The sequence below is a fragment of the Halovulum sp. GXIMD14794 genome (genome assembly GCF_054457455.1).
In genome coordinates this window covers 43511-68902 of record NZ_JBTLNF010000002.1, presented here as the reverse complement: position 1 = coordinate 68902, position 25392 = coordinate 43511, and the positions used below count along the sequence as shown (strand labels likewise).

30 protein-coding genes are annotated in these 25392 nt (G+C 65.7%); 15 read left to right on the top strand and 15 right to left on the bottom strand.

What is annotated here, in order from left to right; genetic code table 11:
• Positions 1-187 precede the first annotated feature (187 nt).
• A complete protein-coding gene (locus ACW9UR_RS00900) occupies positions 188-688 on the top strand; it encodes an Lrp/AsnC family transcriptional regulator (protein WP_458915010.1) in 501 nt (166 codons plus the stop codon).
• 102 nt (positions 689-790) lie between these two features.
• Here the strand turns inward: ACW9UR_RS00900 and ACW9UR_RS00895 are convergent, their stop codons facing one another.
• Positions 791-1369, bottom strand: coding sequence for an ATP-dependent Clp protease proteolytic subunit (locus tag ACW9UR_RS00895; protein WP_458915009.1), 579 nt, complete (start codon positions 1367-1369; stop codon positions 791-793).
• Between the two features lie 136 nt (positions 1370-1505).
• On the opposite strand from ACW9UR_RS00895, the gene ACW9UR_RS00890 reads away from it, so the two are divergent.
• Positions 1506-2540 carry a zinc-dependent alcohol dehydrogenase gene (locus tag ACW9UR_RS00890; RefSeq protein WP_458915008.1) on the top strand — a complete coding sequence of 345 codons (1035 nt, stop codon included), beginning with the start codon at positions 1506-1508 and terminating at the stop codon, positions 2538-2540.
• A gap of 12 nt (positions 2541-2552) precedes the next feature.
• Here ACW9UR_RS00890 and cysK read toward each other — a convergent pair whose 3' ends face one another.
• The 3 genes from cysK to ACW9UR_RS00875 all read right to left on the bottom strand — a co-directional run bounded on the left by cysK (position 2553) and on the right by ACW9UR_RS00875 (position 5023).
• Positions 2553-3632, bottom strand: a complete 1080-nt coding sequence (gene cysK, locus ACW9UR_RS00885) for a cysteine synthase A (protein WP_458915007.1) — start codon at positions 3630-3632, stop codon at positions 2553-2555.
• Between the two features lie 108 nt (positions 3633-3740).
• Positions 3741-4052 (bottom strand): YegP family protein, encoded by a 312-nt coding sequence (locus tag ACW9UR_RS00880; RefSeq protein ID WP_458915006.1) that lies wholly within the window; start codon positions 4050-4052, stop codon positions 3741-3743.
• Positions 4053-4171: 119 nt separating this feature from the next.
• Positions 4172-5023: an EamA family transporter gene (locus tag ACW9UR_RS00875; protein ID WP_458915005.1), complete on the bottom strand. Its 852-nt coding sequence runs from the start codon at positions 5021-5023 to the stop codon at positions 4172-4174.
• Positions 5024-5100: 77 nt separating this feature from the next.
• Here ACW9UR_RS00875 and ACW9UR_RS00870 point away from each other — a divergent pair, with 77 nt between their 5' ends.
• Entirely contained in the window at positions 5101-5553 is a 453-nt protein-coding gene (locus ACW9UR_RS00870; protein ID WP_458915004.1) for an NUDIX domain-containing protein, read from the top strand.
• A 3-nt stretch (positions 5554-5556) separates the two neighbouring features.
• On the opposite strand, the gene ACW9UR_RS00865 is transcribed toward ACW9UR_RS00870, so the two are convergent.
• Entirely contained in the window at positions 5557-5877 is a 321-nt protein-coding gene (locus ACW9UR_RS00865) for a hypothetical protein (protein WP_458915003.1), read from the bottom strand.
• Between the two features lie 125 nt (positions 5878-6002).
• On the opposite strand from ACW9UR_RS00865, the gene ACW9UR_RS00860 reads away from it, so the two are divergent.
• Positions 6003-6977 (top strand): LysR family transcriptional regulator, encoded by a 975-nt coding sequence (locus ACW9UR_RS00860; RefSeq protein WP_458915002.1) that lies wholly within the window; start codon positions 6003-6005, stop codon positions 6975-6977.
• On the opposite strand, the gene ACW9UR_RS00855 is transcribed toward ACW9UR_RS00860, so the two are convergent.
• Both ACW9UR_RS00855 and ACW9UR_RS00850 read right to left on the bottom strand, forming a co-directional pair.
• A complete protein-coding gene (locus tag ACW9UR_RS00855; RefSeq protein ID WP_458915001.1) occupies positions 6978-8126 on the bottom strand; it encodes a hypothetical protein in 1149 nt (382 codons plus the stop codon).
• Between the two features lie 78 nt (positions 8127-8204).
• A complete protein-coding gene (locus ACW9UR_RS00850; protein WP_458915000.1) occupies positions 8205-8840 on the bottom strand; it encodes a DUF2306 domain-containing protein in 636 nt (211 codons plus the stop codon).
• 136 nt (positions 8841-8976) lie between these two features.
• Between ACW9UR_RS00850 and ACW9UR_RS00845 the strand changes: the two genes are divergently transcribed.
• Both ACW9UR_RS00845 and ACW9UR_RS00840 read left to right on the top strand, forming a co-directional pair.
• Positions 8977-9621: a TetR/AcrR family transcriptional regulator gene (locus ACW9UR_RS00845; protein ID WP_458914999.1), complete on the top strand. Its 645-nt coding sequence runs from the start codon at positions 8977-8979 to the stop codon at positions 9619-9621.
• Positions 9622-9749: 128 nt separating this feature from the next.
• Positions 9750-10229: a transglycosylase SLT domain-containing protein gene (locus tag ACW9UR_RS00840; RefSeq protein WP_458914998.1), complete on the top strand. Its 480-nt coding sequence runs from the start codon at positions 9750-9752 to the stop codon at positions 10227-10229.
• Positions 10230-10233: 4 nt separating this feature from the next.
• Here ACW9UR_RS00840 and ACW9UR_RS00835 read toward each other — a convergent pair whose 3' ends face one another.
• On the bottom strand, positions 10234-10959 hold the full coding sequence (locus ACW9UR_RS00835; protein WP_458914997.1) for a winged helix-turn-helix transcriptional regulator: 726 nt from the start codon (positions 10957-10959) through the stop codon (positions 10234-10236).
• A gap of 160 nt (positions 10960-11119) precedes the next feature.
• Here ACW9UR_RS00835 and ACW9UR_RS00830 point away from each other — a divergent pair, with 160 nt between their 5' ends.
• The gene (locus ACW9UR_RS00830; protein ID WP_458914996.1) at positions 11120-11302 is read left to right on the top strand and encodes a hypothetical protein; all 183 of its coding nucleotides are present in this window, start codon (positions 11120-11122) and stop codon (positions 11300-11302) included.
• A gap of 298 nt (positions 11303-11600) precedes the next feature.
• On the opposite strand, the gene groL is transcribed toward ACW9UR_RS00830, so the two are convergent.
• Both groL and groES read right to left on the bottom strand, forming a co-directional pair.
• Entirely contained in the window at positions 11601-13247 is a 1647-nt protein-coding gene (gene groL / locus ACW9UR_RS00825; RefSeq protein WP_458914995.1) for a chaperonin GroEL, read from the bottom strand.
• A gap of 38 nt (positions 13248-13285) precedes the next feature.
• Positions 13286-13597 carry a co-chaperone GroES gene (gene groES, locus ACW9UR_RS00820; RefSeq protein ID WP_458914994.1) on the bottom strand — a complete coding sequence of 104 codons (312 nt, stop codon included), beginning with the start codon at positions 13595-13597 and terminating at the stop codon, positions 13286-13288.
• Positions 13598-13811: 214 nt separating this feature from the next.
• Between groES and ACW9UR_RS00815 the strand changes: the two genes are divergently transcribed.
• From ACW9UR_RS00815 to ACW9UR_RS00785, 7 genes are all read left to right on the top strand, one after another.
• Positions 13812-14801, top strand: coding sequence for a TraB/GumN family protein (locus ACW9UR_RS00815; protein WP_458914993.1), 990 nt, complete (start codon positions 13812-13814; stop codon positions 14799-14801).
• Complete coding sequence (locus tag ACW9UR_RS00810) at positions 14798-15646, top strand: MipA/OmpV family protein (protein ID WP_458914992.1); 849 nt, start codon at positions 14798-14800, stop codon at positions 15644-15646. The genes ACW9UR_RS00815 and ACW9UR_RS00810 overlap by 4 nt, the downstream gene beginning before the upstream one ends.
• A 77-nt stretch (positions 15647-15723) precedes the next feature.
• Positions 15724-16599 carry a TIGR01459 family HAD-type hydrolase gene (locus ACW9UR_RS00805; RefSeq protein ID WP_458914991.1) on the top strand — a complete coding sequence of 292 codons (876 nt, stop codon included), beginning with the start codon at positions 15724-15726 and terminating at the stop codon, positions 16597-16599.
• A 126-nt stretch (positions 16600-16725) separates the two neighbouring features.
• Positions 16726-17181: a MaoC family dehydratase gene (locus tag ACW9UR_RS00800; protein ID WP_458914990.1), complete on the top strand. Its 456-nt coding sequence runs from the start codon at positions 16726-16728 to the stop codon at positions 17179-17181.
• Positions 17182-17215: 34 nt separating this feature from the next.
• A complete protein-coding gene (locus ACW9UR_RS00795) occupies positions 17216-18157 on the top strand; it encodes a bifunctional riboflavin kinase/FAD synthetase (RefSeq protein ID WP_458914989.1) in 942 nt (313 codons plus the stop codon).
• A 43-nt stretch (positions 18158-18200) separates the two neighbouring features.
• Entirely contained in the window at positions 18201-18674 is a 474-nt protein-coding gene (locus ACW9UR_RS00790) for a YcgN family cysteine cluster protein (RefSeq protein WP_458914988.1), read from the top strand.
• A complete protein-coding gene (locus ACW9UR_RS00785) occupies positions 18674-19729 on the top strand; it encodes a threonine aldolase family protein (RefSeq protein WP_458914987.1) in 1056 nt (351 codons plus the stop codon). The genes ACW9UR_RS00790 and ACW9UR_RS00785 overlap by 1 nt, the downstream gene beginning before the upstream one ends.
• Before the next feature lie 6 nt (positions 19730-19735).
• Here the strand turns inward: ACW9UR_RS00785 and ACW9UR_RS00780 are convergent, their stop codons facing one another.
• Positions 19736-20341 (bottom strand): DsbA family protein, encoded by a 606-nt coding sequence (locus ACW9UR_RS00780; RefSeq protein ID WP_458914986.1) that lies wholly within the window; start codon positions 20339-20341, stop codon positions 19736-19738.
• Between the two features lie 129 nt (positions 20342-20470).
• Between ACW9UR_RS00780 and ACW9UR_RS00775 the strand changes: the two genes are divergently transcribed.
• Complete coding sequence (locus ACW9UR_RS00775; protein ID WP_458914985.1) at positions 20471-21484, top strand: ribose-phosphate pyrophosphokinase; 1014 nt, start codon at positions 20471-20473, stop codon at positions 21482-21484.
• A gap of 21 nt (positions 21485-21505) precedes the next feature.
• Here the strand turns inward: ACW9UR_RS00775 and ACW9UR_RS00770 are convergent, their stop codons facing one another.
• The 4 genes from ACW9UR_RS00770 to atpD form a co-directional block, all read right to left on the bottom strand.
• On the bottom strand, positions 21506-22393 hold the full coding sequence (locus tag ACW9UR_RS00770) for a hypothetical protein (RefSeq protein WP_458914984.1): 888 nt from the start codon (positions 22391-22393) through the stop codon (positions 21506-21508).
• 33 nt (positions 22394-22426) lie between these two features.
• Positions 22427-23401, bottom strand: coding sequence for a hypothetical protein (locus ACW9UR_RS00765; RefSeq protein ID WP_458914983.1), 975 nt, complete (start codon positions 23399-23401; stop codon positions 22427-22429).
• 75 nt (positions 23402-23476) lie between these two features.
• On the bottom strand, positions 23477-23842 hold the full coding sequence (gene atpC / locus ACW9UR_RS00760; RefSeq protein WP_458914982.1) for an ATP synthase F1 subunit epsilon: 366 nt from the start codon (positions 23840-23842) through the stop codon (positions 23477-23479).
• Between the two features lie 125 nt (positions 23843-23967).
• Positions 23968-25392 carry a F0F1 ATP synthase subunit beta gene (gene atpD / locus ACW9UR_RS00755; RefSeq protein WP_458914981.1) on the bottom strand — a complete coding sequence of 475 codons (1425 nt, stop codon included), beginning with the start codon at positions 25390-25392 and terminating at the stop codon, positions 23968-23970.

Here is a 25392-nt window from a genome sequence, read left to right as displayed (position 1 = left end):
GGACAGGGTCCCTATATAGGCCCGTCACCCGCGCGTCGCAATTCGCGGCTCGCATGCCCGTCATGCAGCGCCCGGCTTTCGTGATCGCCGCATGGGCCTTCAACGATATTGCGCTAATATGAAATATTCTTGCGCAGCCCTGTCACCTTGCGTAATAGATCGGAAAAACCGCCGGAGGAAATGCCGCGTGCCGAACTTCAAGCTGGACCCGATCGACCGCAAGATCCTGGCAGAGCTCCAGGCCGACGGGCGGATGACCAATGTCGAGCTGTCGCGCCGCGTCGGCATCTCGGCTCCGCCCTGCCTGCGCCGTGTCCGCACACTCGAGGAGAACGGCTTCATCCGCGGCTACCACGCCGATGTCAACGCCCGCGAACTGGGGTTCGAGGTTCAGGTCTTCGCCATGGTCAGCCTGACCAGCCAGGCCGAGTCGGCGCTGTCGGCCTTCGAATCTCGCGCCCGGTCCTGGCCGCTGGTCCGCGAGTGCCACATGCTGAACGGCGAGATCGACTTCATCCTGAAATGCGTCGCGCCGGATCTGTCGACCTTCCAGAGCTTCCTGACCGAGGAACTGACCGCCGCCGAGAACGTCGCAAGCGTCAAGACCTCGCTGGTGATCCGGAACGCCAAGGACGAACCCGGCGTCCCGTTCGAGGTGATCGAAGCCCGCGCCGCGATGGAAGACTGAGCGTCCGGCGAACGCCCGCGCCCGCCTTCCACTTTCTTCAAATATCCCCGCCGGAGGCTCCGGCGCCGGCCATCAGGCGCGGCGCCAGCCCCCGAAGGCGCGTCAGTCCAGTTCGGCGGCCGAGGTGATGACCTTCGACAGGATGCCGTATTTCACGGCCTCGTCGGTGGTCATCCACTTGTCGCGCTCGATGTCCTTGCGGACCTGCTCGATGTCGGTGCCGGTGGTCGCCGAGATGATCTTGGCCAGACGCTCGCGCATCTGCTCGATCTGCTCGGCCTGGATCTCGATGTCCGAGGCGGTGCCGCCGACGCCGCCCGAGGGCTGGTGGATCAGGAAGCGGGTATTGGGCAGGCAGAAGCGGTTTTCCTTCTTCGCCGCCAGGAAGATGTGCGTTCCGGCCGAGGCCACCCAGCCGGTGCCGACCATGCGCACGGTCGGCTTGATGAACTGGATGATGTCGTGGATCGTGTCGCCCGCCTCGACATGCCCGCCCTGGCTGTTGATGAACATGGTGATCGGCTTGTCCGAGTCCCCCGCCAGCGCCAACAACTGCGCGGTGACGCGCTTCGCCATCTTCTGGTCGATGCCTTCGCAGATGATGACCTGGCGCGATTCAAGCAGCAGGTTGGTGATCGGGTCCGGGCGGTTGTGGTCGTCCTGTTTCGTCTCTTCGCTCATCGCTCGGTCATCCTTTGCGGAAATTGTCCCAACCGAGGTAAGCCGGTTGAGCAGGAAGAACAAGGGGAGGCAGGCTTGCGCACCTGCGGGAAACCGGCAAGGGTCGCGCCGATTGCCCTGACCCATCGGACGTCCCATGACCCTGACTGCCCGCGCCGCCCATTTCCTCCACGACCGCCGTTTCCAGATCGCCAGCCGCGAGGTGCCCCCGCCCGGCCCCGGCGAGGTCGCGCTGCGCGTTGCCTATTGCGGCATCTGCGGGACCGACCTGCACATCTATCACGGCGCAATGGCCCACAGGCTCGGTGACCGGCGGGTGCTGGGTCACGAGGTCTCGGGCCGGATCGAGGCCGTCGGCGAGGGCGTCACCGGGCTGTCTCCGGGACAGAAGGCTGTCGTGCGCCCGCTGGCATCCTGCGGCGACTGCCCGGCCTGCGCGGCGGGGCATGCCCATGTCTGCCACCGGCTGAAGTTCCTCGGGATCGACACCGACGGCGGCTTCTCGGATATCTGGACCGTGCCCGCCCACGCGATCCACCTTCTGCCCGAGGACGTGCCGCTGAAGACCGCCGCGCTGGTCGAGCCTCTGGCGGTCGCCTGCCATGCCGTCGCGCGGGGCCGCGTCGCGGCGGGCGAGGACGTTCTGGTCGTCGGCGGGGGTCCGATCGGGATGCTGGTGGCGCTGGCCGCGCGGGACAGCGGCGCGCGGGTGATCCTGTCCGAGGTCAACCCGGCTCGGTTGGCGCTGGCCGCTCGCATGGGGTTCGAGACCGTCAACCCAGCCGAGGAGAATTTGCCCGCCCGCATCGCAGCCGCCACCGATGGCGAAGGCGCGGACGCGATCTTCGAGGTTTCGGGCGCGCAGGCGGGGCTGGAGGCCACCACGCAGGCCGCCGCCGTGCGCGGACGCATCGTCATGGTCGCGATCTATCCCGAGCAGCCGAAGATCGACATGTTCCGCTATTTCTGGCGCGAGCTGGAGCTGATCGGCGCGCGGGTCTACGAGCCGCAGGACTACGAGCGCGCCATCGCGATGATCGGCGCGGGGGCGGTGGATGCCGCCGCGTTGATCACCGATGTGGTGCCGCTGGAGCAGATCCAGCCCGCGTTCGAGGCGCTCTCGGACGCGCCCAGCGCCATGAAGACGCTGGTGGAGATCACGGGCGGCTGACCGCCCGCGTTCTCAGCCCATCTGGAAGCCCGGCGTCGATTCCGAGATCTTGCGCTCTTCCTCGTCCATGTCCTCGGGAATGTTCTCGAACAGAGGCGTCGAGAGATAGCGCTCGCCGGTGTCGGGCAGCATGCAGAGGATCACCGAGCCGGGCGCGGCCTTCTCGGCGATCTGCATCGCGATGGCGAAGGTCGATCCGCCCGAGACGCCGGTGAAAATCCCTTCCTGCTGCGCCAGCTTCCGCGCCCAGGCCATACCGTCGGGACCGGCGACGGGGATCAACTCGTCGTAAAGCCCGTCGTCGATGGCCTCCTGCAGGACCAGCGGGATGAAATCCGGGGTCCAGCCCTGGATCGGGTGCGGCTCGAACGCCGGGTGGCTCTCGGCGGGGGCACCGTCGGCGGAACGGGCCTGCTTGTGCCCCGAGCCGACGATGGCGGCGTTCGCCGGTTCACTGAGGATGATCTTCGTCTCGGGCCGCTCGCGCCGCAGCACCCGGCCGACGCCGGTCACCGTGCCGCCGGTGCCGTAGCCAGTGACGAAATAGTCCAGCCGCTGGCCGTCGAAATCCGACAGAATCTCGCGCGCGGTCGTCGCCTCGTGGATCGCTGCGTTGGCGGGGGTCTCGAACTGGTGGGCCAGAAACCACCCATGCGCCTCGGCCAGCTCAACCGCCTTGCGGTACATGCCGAAGCCCTTCTCGGCGCGCGGCGTCAGCACGACCTTGGCGCCCAGAAAGCGCATCAGCCGGCGGCGCTCGATCGAGAAGCTATCGGCCATGGTCACCACAAGCGGATAGCCCTTGGCGGCGCAGACCATCGCCAGCCCGATGCCGGTATTGCCGCTGGTCGCCTCGACCACGGTCTGGCCGGGCTTGAGCGTGCCTTCGCGCTCGGCGGCCTCGATGATGCCGATCGCCAGCCGGTCCTTGACCGAAGCGGCCGGGTTGAATGCCTCGGCCTTGACGTAGATCGTCACGCCCTCGGGCGCGAGGCGGTTGATGCGGATCGCGGGCGTGTCGCCGATCGTCTCGAGCACGCTGTCGTAAAGGCGGCCGCGTCCCGAGGTCTGCCGAGTGGCGGAAATGTCCATGATTATTGTCCCCCTGACTTCCGGCGCTGGGCCGGGCGGGGACAGTCTAGCAGAAACTTCGGGGAATGGGGCCGCGGCTGGAAGGCCGCGCGCCCCTGCGTGAGGATATCAGCCGGTGTAGCCCTGACGCGCGGCGTTGGCCTCGGCGTCGGACTTCTTGGTGTAGCCTTCCGAGGACGCGCCGACGATCTGGCCGTTCGACGCCTTGCGCCGCCAACGGTACTCGCCCTTCTTGTCGGTGTAGAATTCCCACTTGTCCGTGGCGACCGGACCGCGGTTCATGTTCTTCTCGCAGTCGGCCTTGGAGTTGTACCCCTCGGAGGCCGCGCCCACGATCTGGCCATTCGACGCGGTGCGCCGCCAGCGATACTTGCCCTGCTTGTCCTGGTAGACCTCGAACTTGTCGTTCTCTCCGGCCATCAGCCGTCCCTCCGCTGCATTTTCGGTGGGCCGATCTTGCGCATGCGCTACCAGCCACGCAATCCCCTTGTTTCGCAGGTGAAGCACCGGGTGGCCGCACGGACGCAGCTTCCGTGCCGTCAGGATTTCTCGGGCACCAGCCTCGGGCCGTAGACCGCCAGCGCGACGCCGCCGAGGATCAGCGCGGCGGCGATGGCGAATGTCAGCGTCGCGGTCTCGTTCAGGAACAGGATGCCGCCCGCCAAAGCGATCAGGGGAACGGTCAGCTGCGCGACGGCGGCTAGGCTGGGCTCGAGCGAGGGCAGCGCGGCGTACCAGATCGCATAGCCGACCCCCGAGGCCAGCGCGCCCGAGGCCACCGCCAGCGCGACACCCGCGCCGGTCAGCGGCGCCCCCGCCTCCGCCAGCAGCAGCAGGGCCAGCGCGACAGGGGCCGCCCAGAGGAAATTGCCCGCCGTGGTCAGCAGCGGATCGCGCGCCTTGGCCCCACGCAGGGAATAGACGCCCCAGGCGGCGGCGGCGACCAGCATCATCGCGGCGCCTCCGGCATGCGGCGCGTTCGCGCCCGGCAGGAACAGCAGTGCGAGCCCGGCCAGCCCGAGCCCCGAACCCGCCCAGCGCCAGGCGCCGGGGCTCTGCCCGGCCAGCACGGCGCCGGCGAACATGGTGATCTGCACGCCCGCGAAGAGCAGCAGCGCACCGACGCCCGCGTCCAGCGTCACATAGGCGAACGAGAAGAACACCGCATAAGTCAGCAGCGCCCCCGCCGAGATCGCGCTTCCCGCGCGCGGCAAGGCCGCGAGGCCTCCGCGCAACGCAACCAGCAGCGCCAGCGCCGCCGCGCCCGAGGCGATCCGAATCGCAGTGAAGACGGCCGGATCCATCCCCTGCCCGGCAAGCGCCGCACGGTTGAGGATCGAGTTGGCGGCGAAGGCCACGAGGGCGGCAAGGGTCAGGGCGAAGATCCGCATGCGCGCGACTATGTGCCTGCGCCCGGCGCCCCGCAAGCGCGGTTGCCGCACCCGTGATCGCGTGCGAGACAGGGCGCATGACCAAACGCCCCATCAGACTGGCCGTCCGCGCGTTGATCCTGCACCAGGACCGGCTGCTGCTGGTCAACGCCTATCCAAACGGGGAAAGCGACCTGTGGTGCGCCCCCGGCGGTGGGGCCGAGCCGGGTACGAGCCTGACGGACAACCTCGCCCGCGAGGTCTGGGAGGAAACCGGCCTGCGCGTCAGTCCCGGCCTGCCGGTGGGAATGAACGAGTTCCACAATCCGGACGACGGCTTCCACCAGGTCGACGTCTTCTTCCGCGCCGAGATCACCGGCGGGCGGCTGGACCCGGCCTGGACCGATCCCGAGGCCGTGGTGACCGAGCGTCGCTTTTTCGCGCGAAGCGAAATGGCGGGCATCCGGTTCAAGCCGGATACCCTCACAAGCATGGCCTTCGACGATGTCACCGCCCCGGTCTACGACGGGCTGGAGCGGCTGATCCGCTAGCACTTAAGCGGTTTCAGTGATCTGCCCGGCGATCGCGCCCTCCCGCAGCGGGAAGAGCAACTGGTGAATGTCGACATCGGGTGCGCCGACCACCCGGTAGGCCGAGGGGATGGTCTTGGCCAGCTCCGACTCGCGAAAGGCCATCAGCGCTTCGCGCGACTCCCAGATGTAGAAGCCGCCGTAGTGGTTCGGCTTGTCGAGCTTGAGGTAGTACTTCTGCACCAGCCCGGGGATGGCGCGGAACTGCGGCAGGCGCGCGTTGGCGACGGCGACGACCTCTTCTTCGGTAAGTGCGGTCTCGAATTGCACGAACTGGACGATCATCTGACTTCCTCCTGTCTGGTCGAGGCCGGAGCATCCGACCCTGAGAACAGCATCGCCTGTTTATGTTTGTCGAGGAATTCGCCATTATCGGGGTCCAGCTTTGCAAAAATGCACAGGTCCCGCTCATGCCCCGGCTCACGCCACAGACCACGGACATGCAGGAAACCCGGCGCGAGCTGGAGTGGGGCGACCTTGCGATCATCCTCGCCATCGGTCGCGCGGGCAGCCTCTCCGGGGCGGCCCGAACGCTGGGCAAGACACACAGCACGATCTACCGCAACATCAAGGCGATCGAGGCGCGCACCGGCGTCCGTTTCTTCGACGCATTCGACAACGGCTACGTGCCGACGGATGCCGGGCGCACCGCGCTGGAGCACGCCGAGCGCGTCGAAAGCGAGGTCCACGCGCTCGGTCGCGAGATCCTCGGGCATGACACGAGGCTGAGCGGGCGGGTCCGTGTCACCTGCCCCGAAGCCTTTGCCAGCGAACACGCACCCGGGCTGCTCGCGGAGTTCATCCGCGCGCACCCCGAGATCCGAATTGACGTCAGCCCCGGTCACGGCGCGCTGGACCTGAACCGGCGCGAGGCCGAAATCGCCATTCGCGCCACCAAGGCTGCGCCCGAGACCGCCTATGGACGTCGGATCTGCGCCTTCCGCTTCGCGCTTTACGCCAGCCCCCGCTACATATCCGGGATGCCGGATCGCCCCCTTTCCGAGCAGGCCTTCTGCCTGATCGAGGGCACCGCCGGCTGGCTGGTGCCCTTGGTGTGGAAGTCCCGCGACGAGGGGGACGCGCAAGCGGTATTCCAGTGCCGCACCACGCGGGCGGTGCAGAACGCGGGGGCCGAGGGCCTGGGGCTGACCTTCCTGCCCTGCTATGTCGGCGATCCCGACACGCGCCTTTTGCGGGTCAGCGACCCGGTCGAAAGCCTCGACATGCAGCTTTGGGTGCTGACACACCCGGACCTGCGCAATACCGCGCGGGTCCGGGCGCTGATGGCGCATCTCTACGACGCGCTTGGCGCGCGGGCAGACCTGTGGGGCGGGCGAAGCCGAAGCACGGACCGCGTCAACCTGCTGCCGCGCCCCGGCTGGTAGTCAGACCAGATCGCCGCGATTCAGCACCGGCTCGCGCGGCATCATTGCGGCGACCAGCGCTCCGACACCCCAGAGCGTCAAGGCAAGGACAAAGAACCAGCCCAGCACCGGGACGAGTGCGGCGATCCCGGTCAGGACCGCGCCAAGAGCCGCGATGCCCATGCGGCCGGGGAAATGCACGGGGACCGTGCGCCCCAGACCCTGCCACACGCCCGCGCCCAGCACGTAGACGCCCAGAACGTAGCCCGCGAACAGAACGAACCCGGTGATGAGCAGGATCGGCGGGATCAGCAGGATGCCGACCAGCGTCAGCGCCAGCACGAAGCCGCTGCCGACGAGCGCAGAGGTCACGAGGAACCCCGACAGCAGCGCCCGCCACGGCCGCGCCAGCGCCAGTCTGCGCCATGCGCGAACCCGGTCGGGCATCAGTGCGAGGGCCAGCGCAGCCACAGCGGCGACAACCAGCACGCCTCCGAAGAAGCTGCCGATGACGGCCCAGACCGAGGGACGCGGATCAATCATGTCACCCATGCCGCCGTGCTCGTAGTCGCGGATGTCGCGGATCGTGACCCGGTCGGCCGGGGCAACGCGCTCGGGTACTTCGAAATCGTCTGGATCGTCGGTCCAGACCGTCAGCGCCCCGTCGATGCGGGCGGCGTCGCCGAAATCGACACGGCGCGCGGCGATCACCGCATCCCCGGCAATGGCGGCATCGAGGTCAAGATGCTCGGCGGTCAGCAGCGCATACCCCGCAACGGGAGCGGAGACCGAAACCTCCGATCCGCCGACACGCAGGTCGCCGCCCACCTCAGCCTCGACCTCGATCTCGTAGCCGAATAGCATCGCATCGCCCTGCACCGGGGCCTCGAGCGTCATCTCGACCCCAGCGGCATAGAGCGACTCGGCGATCGGCGCCTCGATGCGCAGCCAGCGTCCGAGCAGGTGCGCAGTCCCCTCGGGCGGGGCGCTTACGCGGACGGTCTCGCCGGCGAGGAACAGGTCATCGATACCTTCGATCCCGGCGAAAACCACGGATCGTCCGGCGGCGAAGCGGTCGCCACCGATGTCGAGCACCGCCTCCTCAGGCTGCGCAAAGGCAGGTGCAGCCAGAAAACACGCCGTAAGTGCAGCGGAGAAAGCACGTCGCATTGAATACCCCCAAGATCGCGAACGTTTCCCCATTGATAGCACATGCGCGGCACGGCGAATTGATACGGCTCAAACCGATCAGGCAGGTGCAAACCCTTCCGGAGCGGCCCGTCGGGCGTCGATCAGGCGCCGCGTCGCCTCGGCGATGGCAAGGCTCGACAGCCAGCAGGCCCAGGCGGTGAAGGCGTAGAGCGGCTCGAACGGTACGCCCAGGACCATGCCGGCGGGCAGGATCAGCCGCAAGGTGATCGCGGCGCAGGTCAACCCGAAGCTGCGGTAGATCCAGACCCGGTGCTGCGCGATCCGCCCCGCACGCACCATTTGCCACGCGCGTAGCGTGGTGCCGATCCAGAGCAGGCCGAGCAGGAAGAACCCGGTTTGCGCGACAAGCCCGCCCTGTGCGTAGGGGGCGATCACCAGTCCTCCGATCCCGCCGACGAGGCAGCCGGTGGCATAGGCCCGCCCCGCGTAGCGATGCCAGCGCGAGCGGCGGGTGCGCGGCAGGAACTGCCAGACGCCAATCGCCAGTGCCAGCGCGCCGCCGCCGATATGGGCGTAGAAGGCCAGAGGCCGGGCTCGGACGCTGTCGTCGATCCCGGGCGGCGCGGTGGTGGCCCCGGTGACGAAGTAGTGTGCGGCGTAAAGCGCGATGCCCGTGGCCAGCAGCGCCAACAGGCCGTAGCCAAGTCCGATCCTGGGTATGCGGGTGGTCATCTGAAGCCCCCGTGGCTGGAAGAGGTGACTGTGAAAGGCTGTCTCATCGCAATCTAGACATCGTCAAGATCAGGCAAAATGTTTACAGTGTCAAGATTCGCTTGCAGCCGCCCTTCCCGGCGCGCAAGGATGCCACATGACCAACTACCACCACGGAGACCTGCGCCGCGCGATGCTTCAGGCGGCGGGCGGGATCATCGACAGCGACGGGCTCTCGGCACTCAGCCTGAGAGCTTGCGCGCGGACGGCGGGCGTCTCGCACGCCGCACCCGCGCATCACTTCGGCGACCTGCGCGGGCTGCTGACCGCGCTTGCCGCCGAAAGCTTCGCGGCACTGACAGCTAAGACCGAGGCGGTGCGCGCCGACCATGCCGACCGCCCCGCCGAGGTTTTCGGCGCGCTCGGGCAGGTATATGCGCGGTTCGCGCAGGACAAGCCGGGCCGGTTCCGGCTGATGATGCGGCGCGACCTTGTGGATTTCGACAATCCGGACCTGCGCAAGCAGGCGTTCGGCTGCTTCACCTCGATGACGAACATCATCTCGCTGGCCCGTGGGCAGCAGCCCGTCACCCTGGACGAGATGGCGGACCCCGATGCCGGACGCGACCTCGCGATGGACGTTGTCCTGACCTGGAGCCTGATCCACGGCTTTGCGCACCTTCGCATCGAAGGCAATTTCGATCCCTTCGCCCGCAAGCTCGGACCGGCGTTCGATGCCGAGGCCTGGGCCGACATCGGTGCAAGGATCGGCAATCTGATCGGCCAAGCGCCGCCGGACTGAGTCTTGAAGGCAACGCCCGGGCACGGATCGGCGGCGTTCCGCCCAGTGTGCGGATCGAAACACTGGGCGAGGCGCGCGGCTCGGGGTATTCTTTCTGCCAACAACCCGGTTCAAGAGAGCAAGAGGCAATGGCAGTGCCCCCCATCCTCCCCCGTGCCGTGCTGGTCGCAGCCGCCCTGGCGCTTGCGGCCTGTGGCGGCGGAAGCGATGCCCCCAGCCGCAGTTCGGCGGTCGCATCGCCCCTCTATCCCAACGAAACACCCGAACTGCGCTCGATGATCGTCGACGCGGCGCAGGAAAACCAGGTGCCGGTTTCGCTGGTGCAGCGGGTGGTCGTGCGCGAAAGCAGCCACCGACCCGAGGCACGCAACGGTCCCTACTACGGGTTGATGCAGATCCACCCGCAGACCGCGCGGACGATGGGCTACAAGGGCCCGCCATCGGGCCTGCTCGATGCCGAGACCAACCTGCGCTACGCGGTCAGGTACCTGCGGGGCGCCTGGATGGTGTCGGACGGCAGCCCGGACCAGGCGGTGAAGTGGTACTCGCAAGGGTATTACTACGAAGCCAAGCGCCGCGGCCTTCTGGAAGAAACCGGGCTTCGCTGAACGCTCACGCCGAGGGTCGCGGCGGCCATGCCGTGGCCTTCGCGATTCCCGGGGTCCGCGCATAGTTGCTCTGCCGCAGCCAGCGGTCGAAGGACCGGCTGAGCCTGCCGCTGCCCGAGAAGAACAGCCGCCCCTCCTCGACCTCGCGCGCCGAGGTCGACCGCCCCAGGAAGACCGCCACCAGCGAGCGCACCTCGGTCTCGACATAAAGGTCCACCTCGTAGCCCGGATCGAACCGGCAGAGATCGACCGGCACACCGGGGCGCACCACCAGCCAGAACTTGTCCTCGCCGCCGGGCACATCGGTGAAATGGAAGCGCACCACCGTGCGGCGGTCCGGCAGATGCTCTGGGTCGACCTTGCGCCGCAATTGCCACATCAGCTGCGGCGCATCACTCTCGGCCAGCGCGACATCCGGCGCGACGTGGCGCTGCGCCCAGGCGCCGAGCCCGTCCAGCACCGGCTCCAGCTCGATCGCGGCGTCGGTGCGCAGGTAATCGATGGCCCCGGTCGCCGGGTCCTCGACCTTCTCGATCAACCCGGCCTGCTCCATATCCTTCAGGCGTTTCGACAGCAGGCTGGGCGAGATCCCGGGCACGCCCCTTCGGATCTCGTTGAACCGGGTGGACCCGGACCAGAGCTCCGTCAGGATCTGGATCGTCCAGCGCGGCTCCAGCACTTCGCAGGCCTTCGAGATCGGGCAGTAGACGCCATAAGGCTTCAGGGTCATTACGCACCTCCCTTGAAACAAGGGTATCCCAGCGGCGGCCGCGCGCTCCAGTACAGAAAAAGAATCTGGAGCGCTCCATTCGCGTGACTGCCCGCATGCGGCAGGACCGGGGCACGATCGGAAAGCGGCAACGTCTGCCGGACATGATCGGAGGTCTGAGATGACATATCGCCCTGAGGAACTGGTTCACGCCACCGCCACGCGCGCCCGCTGGCTGAGCGGCGCGCCATCGACGCCCGAGCGGATTCATCAACCGCTGGTCGTCGCACCGCGTCTGCCCCGGGCGCTCGTCGCTGTCGCCGTGGCTGTCATCGCGCTCGGCGGGCTTGGCCTGCCGGGCTGAAATACGTTTCGGCGCGCGGCACGCTACGTCGCCCGTGAGGCGAGTCGAGCGCGCCACATTCCCTCACGCGAGGGCACAGTTTGCGCCGTAAAAACCATGATCGCTTCCTAGTGCAGACATTATGCACGCGTAGAACAATCATGTCCGGGGGATGTGTATGGGTGGGGTACAAGGTGTGAGCGTAGTGTAATCGGTCGCCCCCGGACACCGATCGGCGATTTTGCCCTACCCCGCTGATACCGCAAAAGAAAAGGGCCGCACGAGCGCGGCCCTTTCCGGTATTCCAAGCCGGGTCGGCTTACATCATGCCGCCCATGCCGCCCATGTCGGGCATGCCGCCAGCGGCACCGCCGGCGCCCGGCTTCTCGGGCTTGTCGGCAACCATGGCTTCCGTGGTGATCAGCAGACCAGCGATCGAAGCGGCGTCTTCCAGCGCGGTGCGGACGACCTTCGCGGGGTCGATCACGCCGAACTTGAACATGTCGCCGTATTCTTCGGTCTGGGCGTTGAAGCCGAAGGCCAAGTCGTCCGACTCGCGGATCTTGCCGGCAACCACGGCGCCGTCGACGCCGGCGTTCTCGGCGATCTGGCGCAGCGGAGCTTCCAGCGCGCGGCGCACGATGGCGATACCGGCGTTCTGGTCGCTGTTGATCCCTTCGAGACCGGCCAGCGACTTCGCAGCCTGAACCAGGGCGACGCCGCCGCCAACCACGATGCCTTCCTGAACGGCGGCACGGGTAGCGTTCAGCGCGTCATCGACGCGGTCCTTGCGCTCTTTCACTTCGACTTCGGTCGCACCGCCGACGCGGATCACGGCAACACCGCCAGCCAGCTTGGCCAGACGCTCCTGCAGCTTCTCGCGGTCGTAGTCCGAGGTGGTTTCCTCGATCTGCGAGCGGATCTGAGCGACGCGGGCGTCGATCTCGGCCTTCTCGCCAGCACCGTCGACGATGGTGGTCTCGTCCTTGGTGATCGACACTTTCTTGGCCGAGCCGAGCATGTCCATGGTGACATTCTCGAGCTTCATGCCGAGGTCTTCCGAGATCACCTGGCCGCCGGTCAGGATCGCGATGTCCTGCAGCATGGCCTTGCGACGGTCACCGAAGCCCGGAGCCTTGACGGCAGCGATCTTCAGGCCACCGCGCAGCTTGTTGACGACCAGGGTCGCCAGCGCTTCGCCGTCCACGTCCTCGGCGATGATCAGCAGCGGCTTGCCCGACTGGATCACCGACTCGAGCAGCGGGACCATCGGCTGCAGCGACGAGAGTTTCTTCTCGTGCAGCAGGATGATGGCATCGTCCAACTCGGTGGTCATCTTGTCGGCGTTGGTGATGAAGTAGGGCGAGAGGTACCCACGGTCGAACTGCATGCCCTCGACCACGTCGGTCTCGGTCTCGAGGCCTTTGTTCTCCTCGACCGTGATGACGCCTTCGTTGCCGACTTTCTGCATCGCGTCGGCGATCTGACGGCCGATTTCGGCTTCGCCGTTGGCAGAGATGGTGCCGACCTGGGCGACTTCATCGGTGCCGGACACGTCGCGAGCGGCCGACTTGATGTGCTCGACGGCCTTCGAGACGGCGATGTCGATGCCGCGCTTGACGTCCATCGGGTTCATGCCGGCGGCGACCGACTTCATGCCTTCCTTGACGATGGCCTGGGCCAGAACCGTCGCGGTGGTGGTGCCGTCACCAGCGGTGTCGTTGGTGCGCGAGGCAACCTCTTTCACCATCTGGGCGCCCATGTTCTCGAACTTGTCTTCCAGTTCGATTTCCTTGGCGACCGAGACGCCGTCCTTGGTGATGCGCGGGGCACCGAACGACTTGTCGATAACGACGTTGCGGCCCTTGGGGCCCAGGGTCACGCGGACGGCGTTGGCGAGGGTGTCGACACCCTTGACCATCTTGTCACGCGCGATCGTGTCGAATTTCACGTCCTTAGCGGCCATGTTCGTAATCTCCGTTTGTCAGAAAGCGAAAGCGTGGATCAGGCGGCAGCCGACGCGGCCGAATCGCTCAGCACGCCCAGGATGTCGCTTTCTTTCATGATCAGCAGGTCTTCGCCGTCGATCTTGATCTCGGTGCCCGACCATTTGCCGAACAGGATGCGGTCGCCGGCCTTGACGTCCATCGGGATGCGCTCGCCGTCTTCGTCACGGGCGCCAGCGCCGACAGCGATGATCTCGCCTTCAGCGGGCTTTTCCTTGGCGGTGTCGGGGATGATCAGACCGCCGGCCGTCTTTTCGTCGCCTTCGATGCGGCGGACGAGAACGCGGTCGTGCAGAGGGGTGAAGTTCATGGAGTTTGCTCCTCTCAAGCAGTCCAAAACCCGGGTGGCCTCCCAGTCGTTAGCACTCGCCACCCTTGAGTGCTAACGCAGCCGAAATAAGGATCGCGGAAATGTGTGTCAAGAGGATCACGGGCCGTTAATCCCCATCGATCGACATGGCGCGTGAGGATTGGCACGGCTAGGTTGCATGGGACCTATCGATCCGACCACGGGGGTACAACCCATGCGCGGCAGACTTTTTCCGGCCCTGATCGCAGGCCTGCTGGCGCCCGGCCTCGCCGCGGCGGCCTGCGACGGGCGCGACCTCGCGGCCACCTGGTCCGAGGCGTTCGCCGCCGGGATCGCGGCGGAGGCCGACGCGACGCCCTATGGCGAGGGCCGGTTCTGGGAAGTCGAGCGCGATGGCGCGACCTCGGTCCTCTTCGGCACGATTCACCTGGCCGACGAAGAGGTCGCCACCCCACCCCCGGCCCTGCTGGACCGGGTCGAGAGCGCCCGCGAACTTCTCGTCGAGGTCACGCTCGACGAAGAAAAGCGCATGATGCGCTCGATTCTGCTGAACCCCTCGCGGGTCCTCGCTCCCGAGGGCCGGCTGCTGAGCGACGCGCTCACCGAAGGAGAGTTCACCGAGATTACCGCGCTGCTGAGGGACTATGGCATCGGCGTCGAGATCGCCGAGCGCATGGCGCCCTGGTACCTGGTCATCACCCTGTCGAACCCCGCCTGCCTGATCGAGGACATGGCGACAGGCGGCACGATTCTCGACCGCCGGATCGAGGCGCTGGCCAAGGAGAACGAGGTGCCCGTCGGCGGGCTCGAAAGCTTCGAGGACGTGTTCGACCTGTTCGCCACCCTGCCCTACGACGCCCAGGTCGAGATGCTGCGCGCCTCGCTGCCGACCTTCGCGCTTGCCGAGGATTACCTCGAAACCACGCGGCAACTTTACCTCTCGGGCGAGATCGCGGCGATCCAGGCGTTCGCCGGCGCCGTATTGGAACAGGACATCGGCGCCGAACGCGCCGCCGAGATGGAGGAGGCCCTGTTCGGGCGGCTGCTCGACACCCGCAACCTGCGCTGGATCGAGACGCTGGAGCCGAAACTGGCCGAGGGTGATCGCGTGGTTGCCGTCGGCGCCCTTCACCTTGGCGGCGAGACGGGGCTGTTGCGCCTGCTGGAAGACCGCGGATTCACCGTAAGGAGACTGCCCGAATGACGCCCAAGGCCCTGATTGCCGCCACGCTGTCCCTGTGCGCGAGCGCCGTCGCCGCCCAGGACGTGTCGAACTTCCGGATCGAACCGCTCTATGAGGTCCGGCTGGGGACCATCGGCGTCTACGGCCCCGACTTCCCCGGCGCCGAGGAAAGCAGCTTCAACTGGCTGCCGTTTCCTTATGTGGTCTACCGCGGCGACATGTTCAGCCTCGGCGACGAGGGGGCGGAGTTCATCCCGGTCGCGACGCCCCGATACGAACTGGGCATCTCGGGCGGCGGCGCGTTTGCGGCGGACAGCGACAGCAATGCAGCGCGCGAGGGCATGCCGGACCTCGACTTCCTGTTCGAACTGGGCCCGGAGATCGAGATCAACGGGCCGACCTTCGCGGACGGTCTCGGGACCGTGAAGCTCTTCCTGCAGGGCCGCGCGGTGTTCGCCACCGACTGGACCTCGGTCGACTACGTCGGCTGGATCATCGAGCCCGAGCTGAAGGTCGAGCGCCGTGGCCTGCGCAACGGAAGGCTGAAACTGGACGCGACGCTGGCGCCTCAATACGGCGACCAGGGGCTCAACGACTACTTCTACCAGGTCGACCCCGAGTTCGCCCGCGCCGGGCGCCCCGCCTACGACGCCGAGCGCGGCTACATGGGAACCGAGGTCCGCGCCGGCTTCAGCTACGATCTGACGAACCGCGTCAACGTATTCGGCCGCGCCGGGCTTGAGGTCCGTTACGGCGCGGTCAATCGCGACAGCCCGCTCTTCGAGCGCCCCCTCGCTGGCTCCGTCGGCCTGGGCCTGAGCGTCGCACTCTACAAAAGCGAGCGCGAGGTTCGGGTGCGCCCCTGAAGCGGGAACATTGAAGTGTCCCCTCTACCGCACTATCCCTCCACCTTGTCCGCATATCTCAGCCCACAAGGTTCGCCATGACCCAGATCATCGCCTCGCTCGAGGAAATCTCGCATCGCTACAGCGTCCTGTTCTGCGACCTCTGGGGCTGCCTGCACGACGGCACAAAGGTATTCCCGGCTGCCGTGGAAGCGCTACAGAAGTTTCGCCAGGGCGGCGGCTCGGTGATCCTGGTGACGAACTCTCCGCGGCCCCGGCGTTCGGTCCGTGCACAGATTGCTGAACTTGGTGCGCCCGAGGACTGCTACGACGACATCGCCAGCTCGGGCGATGCGGCGCAGGCTGCGATGGCGGCGGGGCTGTTCGGGCGCAAGGTTTTCCACATCGGACCAGAGCGTGACCTGCCGTTTTTCCACAACGAAGACGGAACCCCGATCGACGTCGAGCGCGTGCCACTGGAGGAGGCCGAGGGCGTGATCTGCACAGGGCTCTACGACGACCGTTCGGAGTCGCCCGAGGATTACAAGCTGACGTTGATGCGCGCCAAGGCCCGGGGGCTGAAGCTGCTCTGCGCGAACCCCGACGTGATGGTCGACGTCGGCGACCAGCGGATCTGGTGCGCCGGGGCGCTGGCCGCGCTCTATGCCGAATTGGGCGGCGAGTCGCACTACTTCGGCAAACCGCACGCGCCGATATACCAACTGGCGCGGATGCGCGCCGAGCAGACCGGACGCGGCGGCGTGCGCGACACCGAGATCCTCTGTATCGGCGACGGTATCGAGACCGATATCCGCGGCGGCGTAGGCGAGGATCTGGACACGCTCTTCATCGCCGGCGGGCTTGCGGCGCGGGAAACCGGGATGCGCAACGGCGAGCCGGATCGCGAAGCGCTGCTCGGCTTCCTGGAGGATGCCGAGCTCTCCCCCACCGCCGCCATCGGCCACCTGCGCTGAATATCTTGCGCGGAATATAATTCCGACAAGCCAGCAATTTGCGCACGAAAATTAGTGTAATTTTGTTGCGCTGCACTGCGGAATCGGCTACACCACTTTCACGGACCCAAGTCCGGGGAGGATGGGATGCTGGACCGACCGCACGACAACCAGATGCGCGGGACGATCTGCATCGAGGATTTGGAGATCGGGCTGGCCCGCTCGGTCTCCAAAACCGTTACCGACGAGGATATCGCGCTGTTCGCGCAGGTCTCCACCGACCACAACCCCGTGCATCTGGACGAGGATTACGCCCGCGACACGATATTCGCCGGTCGCGTCGCCCACGGCATGTTGACCGCCAGCCTGATCTCGGCGGTGATCGGCGAGCAGCTTCCGGGACATGGCAGCGTCTATCTCAAACAGGACCTGAAGTTCCTCGCCCCGGTACGTCCCGGCGACCGCGTGACGGCCTGCGTCACCGTCGCCGAGATCGACCATTCACGGCGCCGGGTCACGCTTGATTGTCTGTGCCGCGTGGGCGATACGGAGGTCCTGAAGGGCGAGGCGCTGGTGCTCGCGCCCAGCCGCAAGTTCGACTGAGGGGCCAGCCGCGCCGGCCCCGCCCAAGGGGGCCATGAGACGCCACTTCCGCTACCATGACCTCGCAGCACAGGACCGGGGCGCAAGTGTCGCCATCGGCAACTTCGACGGCGTGCACCTGGGCCACCGCGCGGTAATCGACCGCGCCCGCGCCGCGGCAGAACGCCTGCATGGCGCGCTCGGCATCATCACTTTCGAGCCACACCCCCGCGCCTTCTTCGCCCCCGATGCCCCGCCGTTCCGTTTGATGAACGCCGAGACACGCGCTCACCGGCTCGCGAAACTCGGCGTGGACCAGCTCTACGAGCTGCCCTTCAACGCCGACCTCGCCGCCTTGCCCGCCGAGCGCTTCGTGACCGAGGTACTGGTCGAGGGCCTCGGCGTGCGGCACGTCGTCGTCGGCGCCGATTTCCGCTTCGGCACCAAGCGCGGCGGCGACGTGGCGCTGTTGGAAAAGCTCGGCGCAGAACACGGCTTCAGCGTCGAGATCGCGCCGCTGATCGGCAAGGGCGACACCGAGTTTTCGTCGACCGCGATCCGACAGGCGCTTTACGAGGGCGACCCGCGTCACGCCGCGCAGATGCTGGGACACTGGCACCGGATCGACGGCACCGTCAGCAAGGGCGATCAGCGCGGGCGCGACCTGGGCTTTCCGACCGCCAACCTGACGCTCGAAGGGCTGCACCTGCCCCGCTTCGGCGTCTACGCGGTGCTTTTCGACGTACTCACCGGCCCGCATCAGGGCAGCTACCTCGGCGCGGCCTCGCTGGGCGTGCGGCCGACCTTCGGGGTCAACGCGCCGAACCTCGAGACCTACGTCCTCGATTTCAGCGGTGATCTCTACGGCGCCGAGGTCTCGGTCGCATTGGTCGAGTTCATCCGCCCCGAACTCGCCTACGAGGGCGTCGAGCCGCTGATCGCGCAGATGAACGCCGACGTGGCGCGGATCCGCCGGGTGCTGGCGGAAACCGCCTGAGCCCCCCTTCCCCTTCTGGCCGTTCCGCGTTTATCTGCGCCCCATGACCGATGACCCCATCAATCGCGACGGCGTCCGCGACGGCTTCTGGCGGCGCTTCACGCTCGACGAGCTGACCCCGCGCGAGTGGGAGGCGCTGTGCGACGGCTGCGGCAAGTGCTGCCTGCGCAAGATCGAGTTCGAGGACACTGGCGAGGTCGAGTACACCAACGTCTCGTGCAAGCTGCTGGACACCGGGACCTGCCGCTGCACCAACTACAAGCACCGCAAGCGGATCGTTCCCGACTGCGTGGTGATCTCGCCCGAGGTGCTGGAACACATCCTCTACTGGATGCCCTCGACCTGCGCTTACCGGCTGATGGCCGAGGGCCGCCCGCTGGAGCCCTGGCACCCGCTGGTCTCGGGGCGGGCGGAAAGCGTGCACGAGGCGGGGATCTCGCTGGCCGGGCACATGGTGTCCGAGGACATGGTCGATGAGGACGACCTTGAAGACTACATCGTGGAAGGACTTCAGTGATGCATTTCGAATCCGACAACTCCGGCCCCGCCCACCCGTCGGTGCTGGAGGCGCTGGCGCGGGCCAACCAGGGCTATGCCGGCTCCTATGGCGGTGACGATCTGACCACCCGCGTCCGCGACCGCATCCGCGAGATATTCGAGGCCCCCGAGGCTGCCGTCTATTTCGTCGCCACCGGCACCGCAGCGAACGCGCTGGGCCTCGCGACGGTCTGCGATCCCTATCAGACCATCCTCTGTCACCCGATCGCCCATATCGAGGAGGACGAGTGCGGCGCGCCCGAGTTCTACACCGGCGGCGCCAAGCTGACCCACGTCCCGGGCGAGAACGGCAAGATCGACGAGCGCGCGCTGGCCCGCGCGATCGCGAACAACCGCAAGGGCTTCGTGCACGCGGTGCAACCCGGCCCGCTGTCGATCAGCCAGGCGACCGAGACCGGAACGGTCTATTCGCTTGGCGAGTTGATGGCGCTGACCGGGCAGGCGCGCGATGCGGGAATGCCGGTGCATATGGATGGCGCGCGCTTCGCGAACGCCCTGGTCTCGCTGGACCTCAGCCCGGCCGAAATGAGCTGGAAGGCGGGTGTCGACGTGCTGTCCTTCGGCGGCACCAAGAACGGACTTCTGGCGGCCGAGGCCGTTGTGATCTTCGACCCCTCGATGGCCTGGGAATTCGAACTGCGGCGCAAGCGCGCCGGGCACCTGTTCTCGAAATACCGCTATCTGTCGGCGCAGTTCGAGGCGTATCTCGCGGACGATTTGTGGCTGAAACTTGCAGGACAGGCCAACACGGGCGCCGGAGCCATGGCCGAGGCCCTGACCAGCGTAGACGGCGTCACCCTACTCTACCCGCCCGATGCCAACATGGTCTTCTTCGAGGCCCACGCAGACGTGCACCGCGCACTTCAGGCCGCGGGCGCCCGATACCACCTCTGGCCAGCTGGCGCGTCGCTCGACGGCGCCGGGGACGCCCCGGTCGCCGCCCGCCTCGTCAGCGGCTGGGCGACGACCGAGGCCGAGATCGCGGCCTTCGTGGCGGCCCTGAAGGCCGTCTGAGGCCCGTCAGCCCTTCGACAGCTTGCGGTCGAGATAGGGCAGCCGGTCCTGGCCCCAGAACAGTTCGTGGTCGCAATAATAGGTCGGCGCACCGAAGACGCCGATGTCCAGTGCGTCCTGTGTGTTCTTCTCGTAGATCTCGACCGCGCTCAGCATGTCGCGATCGGCAATGCCTGCGTCGAAACCGGCTGCCACGAGGCATTCGCGGACGATGTGATCCTCAGCGATGTCCTTCTCCTCGGCCCAGCAGGCGCGCAGGAAGGTCTGAACCAGCTTGCCGACGTCGCCCTTGCCGGTATCGGCATGAAACATCTGCGCCGAGATGATCGCCGTGCAGGACGGCACGGGATTGGTCGGGAAATGCTTCGGCTGCACGTTGACGGGCAGGCCGTGCATCTCGGCGATGCGGGCAATCTCGGTCAGACGATAGGTCTTGCGGGTCTCGTGCCGCTGGGGCAGCGCGGGCGTACCGTGGGCCTCGAACACCTTCGGCAGGGCGAAGGGCTTGTACTCGATATCGACGCCGTGCTTCGCGGCGATCTCCTCCAGCCGGTTACCGGCGAGGTAGGTGAACGGCGAAAGCGTGAACAGGTAATAGTCGATGCGCGCCATGGGGCCCTCTGTCTTCTGCGGTGATCGTTCTGGTCTTCGGGCGCATCATGGTTTTCGCGCGAGACTTTGCAAGGGCGGGCTGGGGTGCTAATGGGGCGGCGTCCGTCCCCCAGCAGTCCCGAGGCCCTGATGCTCAAGACCCAGCCCAAGCTGATCGCCGGAAACTCCAACCGGCCGCTTGCCGAGGCGATCGCCCGGCGCATGACCTTTCACCGCGGAGAGGCGGTGAAACTGGTCGAAACCCGCGTCGAGCGGTTCAATGACGCCGAGATTTTCGTCGAGGTCTACGACAACGTCCGCTCGGAAGACATGTTCATCATCCAGTCGACGTCGAACCCGGCTAACGACAATTTGATGGAATTGCTGATCATGGCCGACGCGCTGCGGCGCTCTTCGGCGAACCGGATCACCGCTGTGATTCCCTATTTCGGCTACGCCCGCCAGGATCGCCGCACCAAGGCCCGCACGCCGATCAGCGCCAAGCTGGTCGCCAACCTGCTGACCGAGGCCGGGATCGAGCGGGTTCTGACGATGGACCTGCACGCCGCGCAGATCCAGGGCTTCTTCGACATCCCCGTGGACAACCTCTACGCCGCGCCGGTCTTCGCGCTGGACATCCGGCACCACTTCAAGGCGCTCGACAAGATCACCGTGGTCTCGCCCGACGTCGGCGGCGTGGCCCGCGCCCGCGAACTGGCCGAACGTATCGGTGCGGACCTCGCCATCGTCGACAAGCGCCGCTCGGCGCCCGGTGAAGTCGCCTCGATGACCGTCATCGGCGAGGTGAAGGATCGCACCTGCATCATCGTCGACGACATCTGCGACACCGCCGGAACCCTGTGCAAGGCCGCCGACCTGCTGAAGTCCGAAGGCGCCACGGAAGTCCACGCCTACATCAGCCACGGCGTCCTGAGCGGCCCGGCGGTCGAGCGCGTGACCAAGTCGGCCCTGAAGTCGCTGGTCATCACCGACAGCATCGAGCCGACGGCCCCGGTCCGCGCCGCCCGGAACATCCGCATCATCCCGACCGCACCGATCTTCGCCCAGGCGATCCAGAACATCGCCAACGGCACATCGGTCTCGTCGCTGTTCAAGGTCGACACGATCGCGCCGATCTACGAGGTCGCCTACCCGGCGGCCTGAGCCATTGGGATTGGCCGGAGCTCAGCTCAGGCCAAGTTCCTTTTGTGAACGTCGGACCCGCTTCAGCCAAACCGGCAGAAACTCACGCACCTCGGGCAGTTCGTGCTTTGCCGCTGCAGCCTCGACAAAGGCAATGGGATCTATTGGCAAAGCTTGTGCCACGGCATCCAACCGGTCTCTAATCTCGTCCAGCGGATAGGCTTCTTCGCGGAGCAGAAGGTCGTCGAAACCAGCTTGCTCAACGGCTTCAATCGCAACTTTGTCAGTGCCGGACAGTTCGGCCTTAGCTTTCTGTTTAAGTCCTTGGTAGTGTTTTTGAATATCTTCCAATACTGGCTTTCGGAAACTTGGAATAATGTCAGGATCGATAAACTCCAACATCTTCCGGGTCGCCATTTCCCAGTCTTTCAAGATTGCGGGATAGGGCATAACCAGGATTTTCTCATCCTCGATGGATCGTAGAGCATGGATGAGGATCATGGCATCGCCTGCAGCAAACAACGCTGTACGTCCCTTCGGCCATCCATCCTTTATGCTGGCAGCTCGTGTATTGAACGACAAGCCGACGCTTCGTATCGCGCGTGCACAAAGAATTCCCTTCGGAACGCCAATCTCACCAAGGACGCCCTTCAGACGATAGAAGTACGTCGGCAGCTTGTTGCCGTAGCGCAGAATCCGGACATTCTTCTCGAATAGATCCCGTTCGGAGAACTTGAAGTTCGCGTGTCCACGGGGCAAGTGCTCATCCGAGAAAAAGGCGAACGGCACCCGGAGGGTGGAATGATCTACGCCAACATGAAATCTCTCGATACCACAGTGGAATTGCTCAGTGGCCGAGATGTACCGACTGACCGAGGTCGTTCCGCTGCGCCCGACACCGAACACGATAAAATCAAGTCGACTGCTCATGGTCCCACACTTTTCGGCCAGCTAGTGTACTGATCAACGAAGCCAGTACCCGGCATCCCGCATCCGCTTGCCGAACTCGGAAGGCTTCAATACCTCACGATCCGCAAACTCCAATATTTCATTATACTTCTCATCATCTGCAAGTTGAGAGAAGATCCTCGAGTTTATGAAGTACTCCCGCCATCTATCGTCTGACGCAAACTCGCGCGCCATCAGTAGTTTCTCGCGGTGGCGATCAAGAAACAATGTCACGACCACATGATAGTGATGAGCCACCGGGTTCAAAAAATAATCCATATTATAATGGCGCTTATCGGCGTTCAGAGAACGCATCACAATCGGCAGCGAAATCTGATCAAGCCAAGGGTAAAGCGTTTGCCCCTCCAGTTCCGGCGGCGGAGCGTCTTCGATAGCCTCGGCTACCCTGCGATAGCTATCAAAAACCACATCAGCGCGCCGATAATAGAAGCGGGCGGCATTAAAATAGGGATAGCGCTTCAAGGCGCCTGGGGGTTGATGTTCCCTGATCCAACCTTCGGTCGTCAGACCGAATTTCCTATACAGCGATTCCCAGATTCGGTCGCGTTCGATACTATTGTTCTCAACACTCGGCCAAGTCGCCCTCCCAGCGTACATTGAGGGCCTATCAAAATCGAAAGACAGTCTCGATAGATCGCCGGTAATAACGAAGTCTGTGTCGAGAAACAGAAATGGCTCTCGGGGCGGAAGCGCTGAGAGCGCATAGATTTTGTTCGAGTGGGGGTAGCGCGATCCGAACCTCGCGTTCCTGAACCCCCTGATCTCCGCTCCGAGATCTACGAGTTCCGCCGCGATCTCACCGCCCCGAATATCGACCGGGCCATTCCATTCGGGCCCGTCTTCTGGCGTACACACAATCAGCTTGATGTCATTGTCACGGTTAAACCGGAAGAATGACAACGCGAACATCAAGGCCTGTTCTTCCAGCCATCCTCGCTGAGCGACAATGCCAATGTTGAATGCTACCAAGATCTACGCCATAGGAAAAAGTCTTCGGTTCAATGATAAGCGCCCATACGTGATAGACGCGGCGCTATCTCGGAGTTAGCCGATTTGCTTGATCAGCTCCGACAGGTCGTTGATGCGCTGGCGGGCGCCGATCTTGTCCTCGGCAGCATCCACTGCGGCCTGCGCGTCGCGCAGAACCTCTTCCAGCATCTCGCGGTTCGCCTCGGCGCGAGGGACGGCCTGTTCGGCCAGGATCGAGGTGCCGCCTTCCGAAATCTCGGCAAAGCCGCCGGTGACGACATAGCTGTCGCTGCCGATGGTCACGACGCCGGGGCGCAGCGTGGTCACGGTGGGAGCGTGGTTCTCCATCACCGTCATGTCGCCGTCGGTGCCGGGAAGCTGCACGCGGTCCGCCTCGGTCGAGACGAGCTGGCGTTCCGGAGTGACGATGTCGACGCGCATGTTATGCCCCTTGAGCTTGGTTCGGCGTTGCCTGCGGCGGGAGGTCTAGACCGGCGCGCGCAGGGCTTCAAGTGGAACCGACGGCCCGCCCGAAGGCAGGCCGCACGGGATTGGGTGTGGACCGATCAGGCCGCTTCGGCAGCCAGTTTCTCGGCCTTGGCAACCACTTCGTCGATGCCGCCGACCATGTAGAAGGCAGCTTCCGGCAGGTGGTCGTACTCGCCGTTGACGACGGCCTTGAACGACTTGATCGTGTCTTCCAGCGGCACCTGGACGCCGGGCGAGCCGGTGAAGACTTCGGCCACGTCGAACGGCTGGCTGAGGAAACGCTGGATCTTCCGGGCGCGGGCCACGGTCAGCTTGTCCTCTTCCGACAATTCGTCCATGCCGAGGATCGCGATGATGTCCTGCAGCGACTTGTAGCGCTGAAGGATCCCCTGCACCGAACGGGCCACTTCGTAGTGCTCTTCGCCGACGACGGCCGGGTCGAGAATACGGCTGGTCGAGTCGAGCGGGTCAACGGCCGGGTAGATGCCCAGCTCCGAGATCGCGCGCGACAGAACCGTGGTGGCGTCGAGGTGCGCGAACGAGGTCGCAGGCGCCGGGTCGGTAAGGTCATCCGCGGGCACGTAGATCGCCTGCACCGAGGTGATCGAGCCGCGCTTGGTCGAGGTGATCCGCTCCTGCATGGCGCCCATGTCGGTCGCCAGGGTCGGCTGGTAGCCCACCGCCGAAGGAATACGGCCCAGAAGCGCCGACACCTCGGAACCCGCCTGAGTGAAGCGGAAGATGTTGTCGACGAAGAACAGAACGTCGGTACCGGACTGGTCGCGGAACTGCTCGGCCATGGTCAGGCCGGTCAGCGCAACGCGGGCACGGGCCCCCGGAGGCTCGTTCATCTGGCCGTAGACCAGCGCCACTTTCGACTTCGTCAGATCGTCGGCGTTGATGACGCCCGATTCGATGAACTCGTAGTAGAGGTCGTTGCCCTCGCGGGTCCGCTCGCCCACACCGGCGAAGACCGAGTAGCCCGAGTGCACTTTCGCGATGTTGTTGATCAGTTCCTGGATCAGAACCGTCTTGCCGACGCCGGCGCCGCCGAACAGGCCGATCTTGCCGCCCTTCGAGTACGGGGCCAGCAGGTCGATGACCTTGATGCCGGTGACCAGGATGTCGGTCGAGGTCGACTGATCGGCGAAGGCCGGGGCCTCGGCGTGGATCGGACGGCTCTCGGCGGCTTCCACCGGGCCCTTCTCGTCCACGGGATCGCCGACGACGTTCATGATGCGGCCCAGGGTCGCGTCACCCACGGGAACGGTGATCGGGCTTTCGGTGTCCGTCACCTTGCCACCGCGGACCAGACCTTCGGTCGAGTCCATGGCGATGCAGCGCACGGTCGCCTCACCCAGGTGCTGGGCGACTTCCAGGATCAGCCGGTTGCCGTTGTTGTCGGTTTCCAGCGCGTTGAGGATCTCGGGGAGGTGGTCGTCGAACTGGACGTCGACAACCGCGCCGATCACCTGTGTGATTTTGCCTACAGCATTTGCCAT

Excerpts from the sequence above, each read along its gene's own strand:
- ACW9UR_RS00895 (WP_458915009.1), bottom strand. The coding sequence starts at position 1,369 with ATGAGCGAAGAGACGAAACAGGACGACCACAACCGCCCGGACCCGATC.
- ACW9UR_RS00890 (WP_458915008.1), top strand. The coding sequence starts at position 1,506 with ATGACCCTGACTGCCCGCGCCGCCCATTTCCTCCACGACCGCCGTTTC.
- cysK (WP_458915007.1), bottom strand. The coding sequence starts at position 3,632 with ATGGACATTTCCGCCACTCGGCAGACCTCGGGACGCGGCCGCCTTTAC.
- ACW9UR_RS00880 (WP_458915006.1), bottom strand. The coding sequence starts at position 4,052 with ATGGCCGGAGAGAACGACAAGTTCGAGGTCTACCAGGACAAGCAGGGC.
- ACW9UR_RS00875 (WP_458915005.1), bottom strand. The coding sequence starts at position 5,023 with ATGCGGATCTTCGCCCTGACCCTTGCCGCCCTCGTGGCCTTCGCCGCC.
- ACW9UR_RS00870 (WP_458915004.1), top strand. The coding sequence starts at position 5,101 with ATGACCAAACGCCCCATCAGACTGGCCGTCCGCGCGTTGATCCTGCAC.
- ACW9UR_RS00865 (WP_458915003.1), bottom strand. The coding sequence starts at position 5,877 with ATGATCGTCCAGTTCGTGCAATTCGAGACCGCACTTACCGAAGAAGAG.
- ACW9UR_RS00860 (WP_458915002.1), top strand. The coding sequence starts at position 6,003 with ATGCCCCGGCTCACGCCACAGACCACGGACATGCAGGAAACCCGGCGC.
- ACW9UR_RS00855 (WP_458915001.1), bottom strand. The coding sequence starts at position 8,126 with ATGCGACGTGCTTTCTCCGCTGCACTTACGGCGTGTTTTCTGGCTGCA.
- ACW9UR_RS00850 (WP_458915000.1), bottom strand. The coding sequence starts at position 8,840 with ATGACCACCCGCATACCCAGGATCGGACTTGGCTACGGCCTGTTGGCG.
- ACW9UR_RS00845 (WP_458914999.1), top strand. The coding sequence starts at position 8,977 with ATGACCAACTACCACCACGGAGACCTGCGCCGCGCGATGCTTCAGGCG.
- ACW9UR_RS00840 (WP_458914998.1), top strand. The coding sequence starts at position 9,750 with ATGGCAGTGCCCCCCATCCTCCCCCGTGCCGTGCTGGTCGCAGCCGCC.
- ACW9UR_RS00835 (WP_458914997.1), bottom strand. The coding sequence starts at position 10,959 with ATGACCCTGAAGCCTTATGGCGTCTACTGCCCGATCTCGAAGGCCTGC.
- ACW9UR_RS00830 (WP_458914996.1), top strand. The coding sequence starts at position 11,120 with ATGACATATCGCCCTGAGGAACTGGTTCACGCCACCGCCACGCGCGCC.
- groL (WP_458914995.1), bottom strand. The coding sequence starts at position 13,247 with ATGGCCGCTAAGGACGTGAAATTCGACACGATCGCGCGTGACAAGATG.
- groES (WP_458914994.1), bottom strand. The coding sequence starts at position 13,597 with ATGAACTTCACCCCTCTGCACGACCGCGTTCTCGTCCGCCGCATCGAA.
- ACW9UR_RS00815 (WP_458914993.1), top strand. The coding sequence starts at position 13,812 with ATGCGCGGCAGACTTTTTCCGGCCCTGATCGCAGGCCTGCTGGCGCCC.
- ACW9UR_RS00810 (WP_458914992.1), top strand. The coding sequence starts at position 14,798 with ATGACGCCCAAGGCCCTGATTGCCGCCACGCTGTCCCTGTGCGCGAGC.
- ACW9UR_RS00805 (WP_458914991.1), top strand. The coding sequence starts at position 15,724 with ATGACCCAGATCATCGCCTCGCTCGAGGAAATCTCGCATCGCTACAGC.
- ACW9UR_RS00800 (WP_458914990.1), top strand. The coding sequence starts at position 16,726 with ATGCTGGACCGACCGCACGACAACCAGATGCGCGGGACGATCTGCATC.
- ACW9UR_RS00795 (WP_458914989.1), top strand. The coding sequence starts at position 17,216 with ATGAGACGCCACTTCCGCTACCATGACCTCGCAGCACAGGACCGGGGC.
- ACW9UR_RS00790 (WP_458914988.1), top strand. The coding sequence starts at position 18,201 with ATGACCGATGACCCCATCAATCGCGACGGCGTCCGCGACGGCTTCTGG.
- ACW9UR_RS00785 (WP_458914987.1), top strand. The coding sequence starts at position 18,674 with ATGCATTTCGAATCCGACAACTCCGGCCCCGCCCACCCGTCGGTGCTG.
- ACW9UR_RS00780 (WP_458914986.1), bottom strand. The coding sequence starts at position 20,341 with ATGGCGCGCATCGACTATTACCTGTTCACGCTTTCGCCGTTCACCTAC.
- ACW9UR_RS00775 (WP_458914985.1), top strand. The coding sequence starts at position 20,471 with ATGCTCAAGACCCAGCCCAAGCTGATCGCCGGAAACTCCAACCGGCCG.
- ACW9UR_RS00770 (WP_458914984.1), bottom strand. The coding sequence starts at position 22,393 with ATGAGCAGTCGACTTGATTTTATCGTGTTCGGTGTCGGGCGCAGCGGA.
- atpC (WP_458914982.1), bottom strand. The coding sequence starts at position 23,842 with ATGCGCGTCGACATCGTCACTCCGGAACGCCAGCTCGTCTCGACCGAG.
- atpD (WP_458914981.1), bottom strand. The coding sequence starts at position 25,392 with ATGGCAAATGCTGTAGGCAAAATCACACAGGTGATCGGCGCGGTTGTC.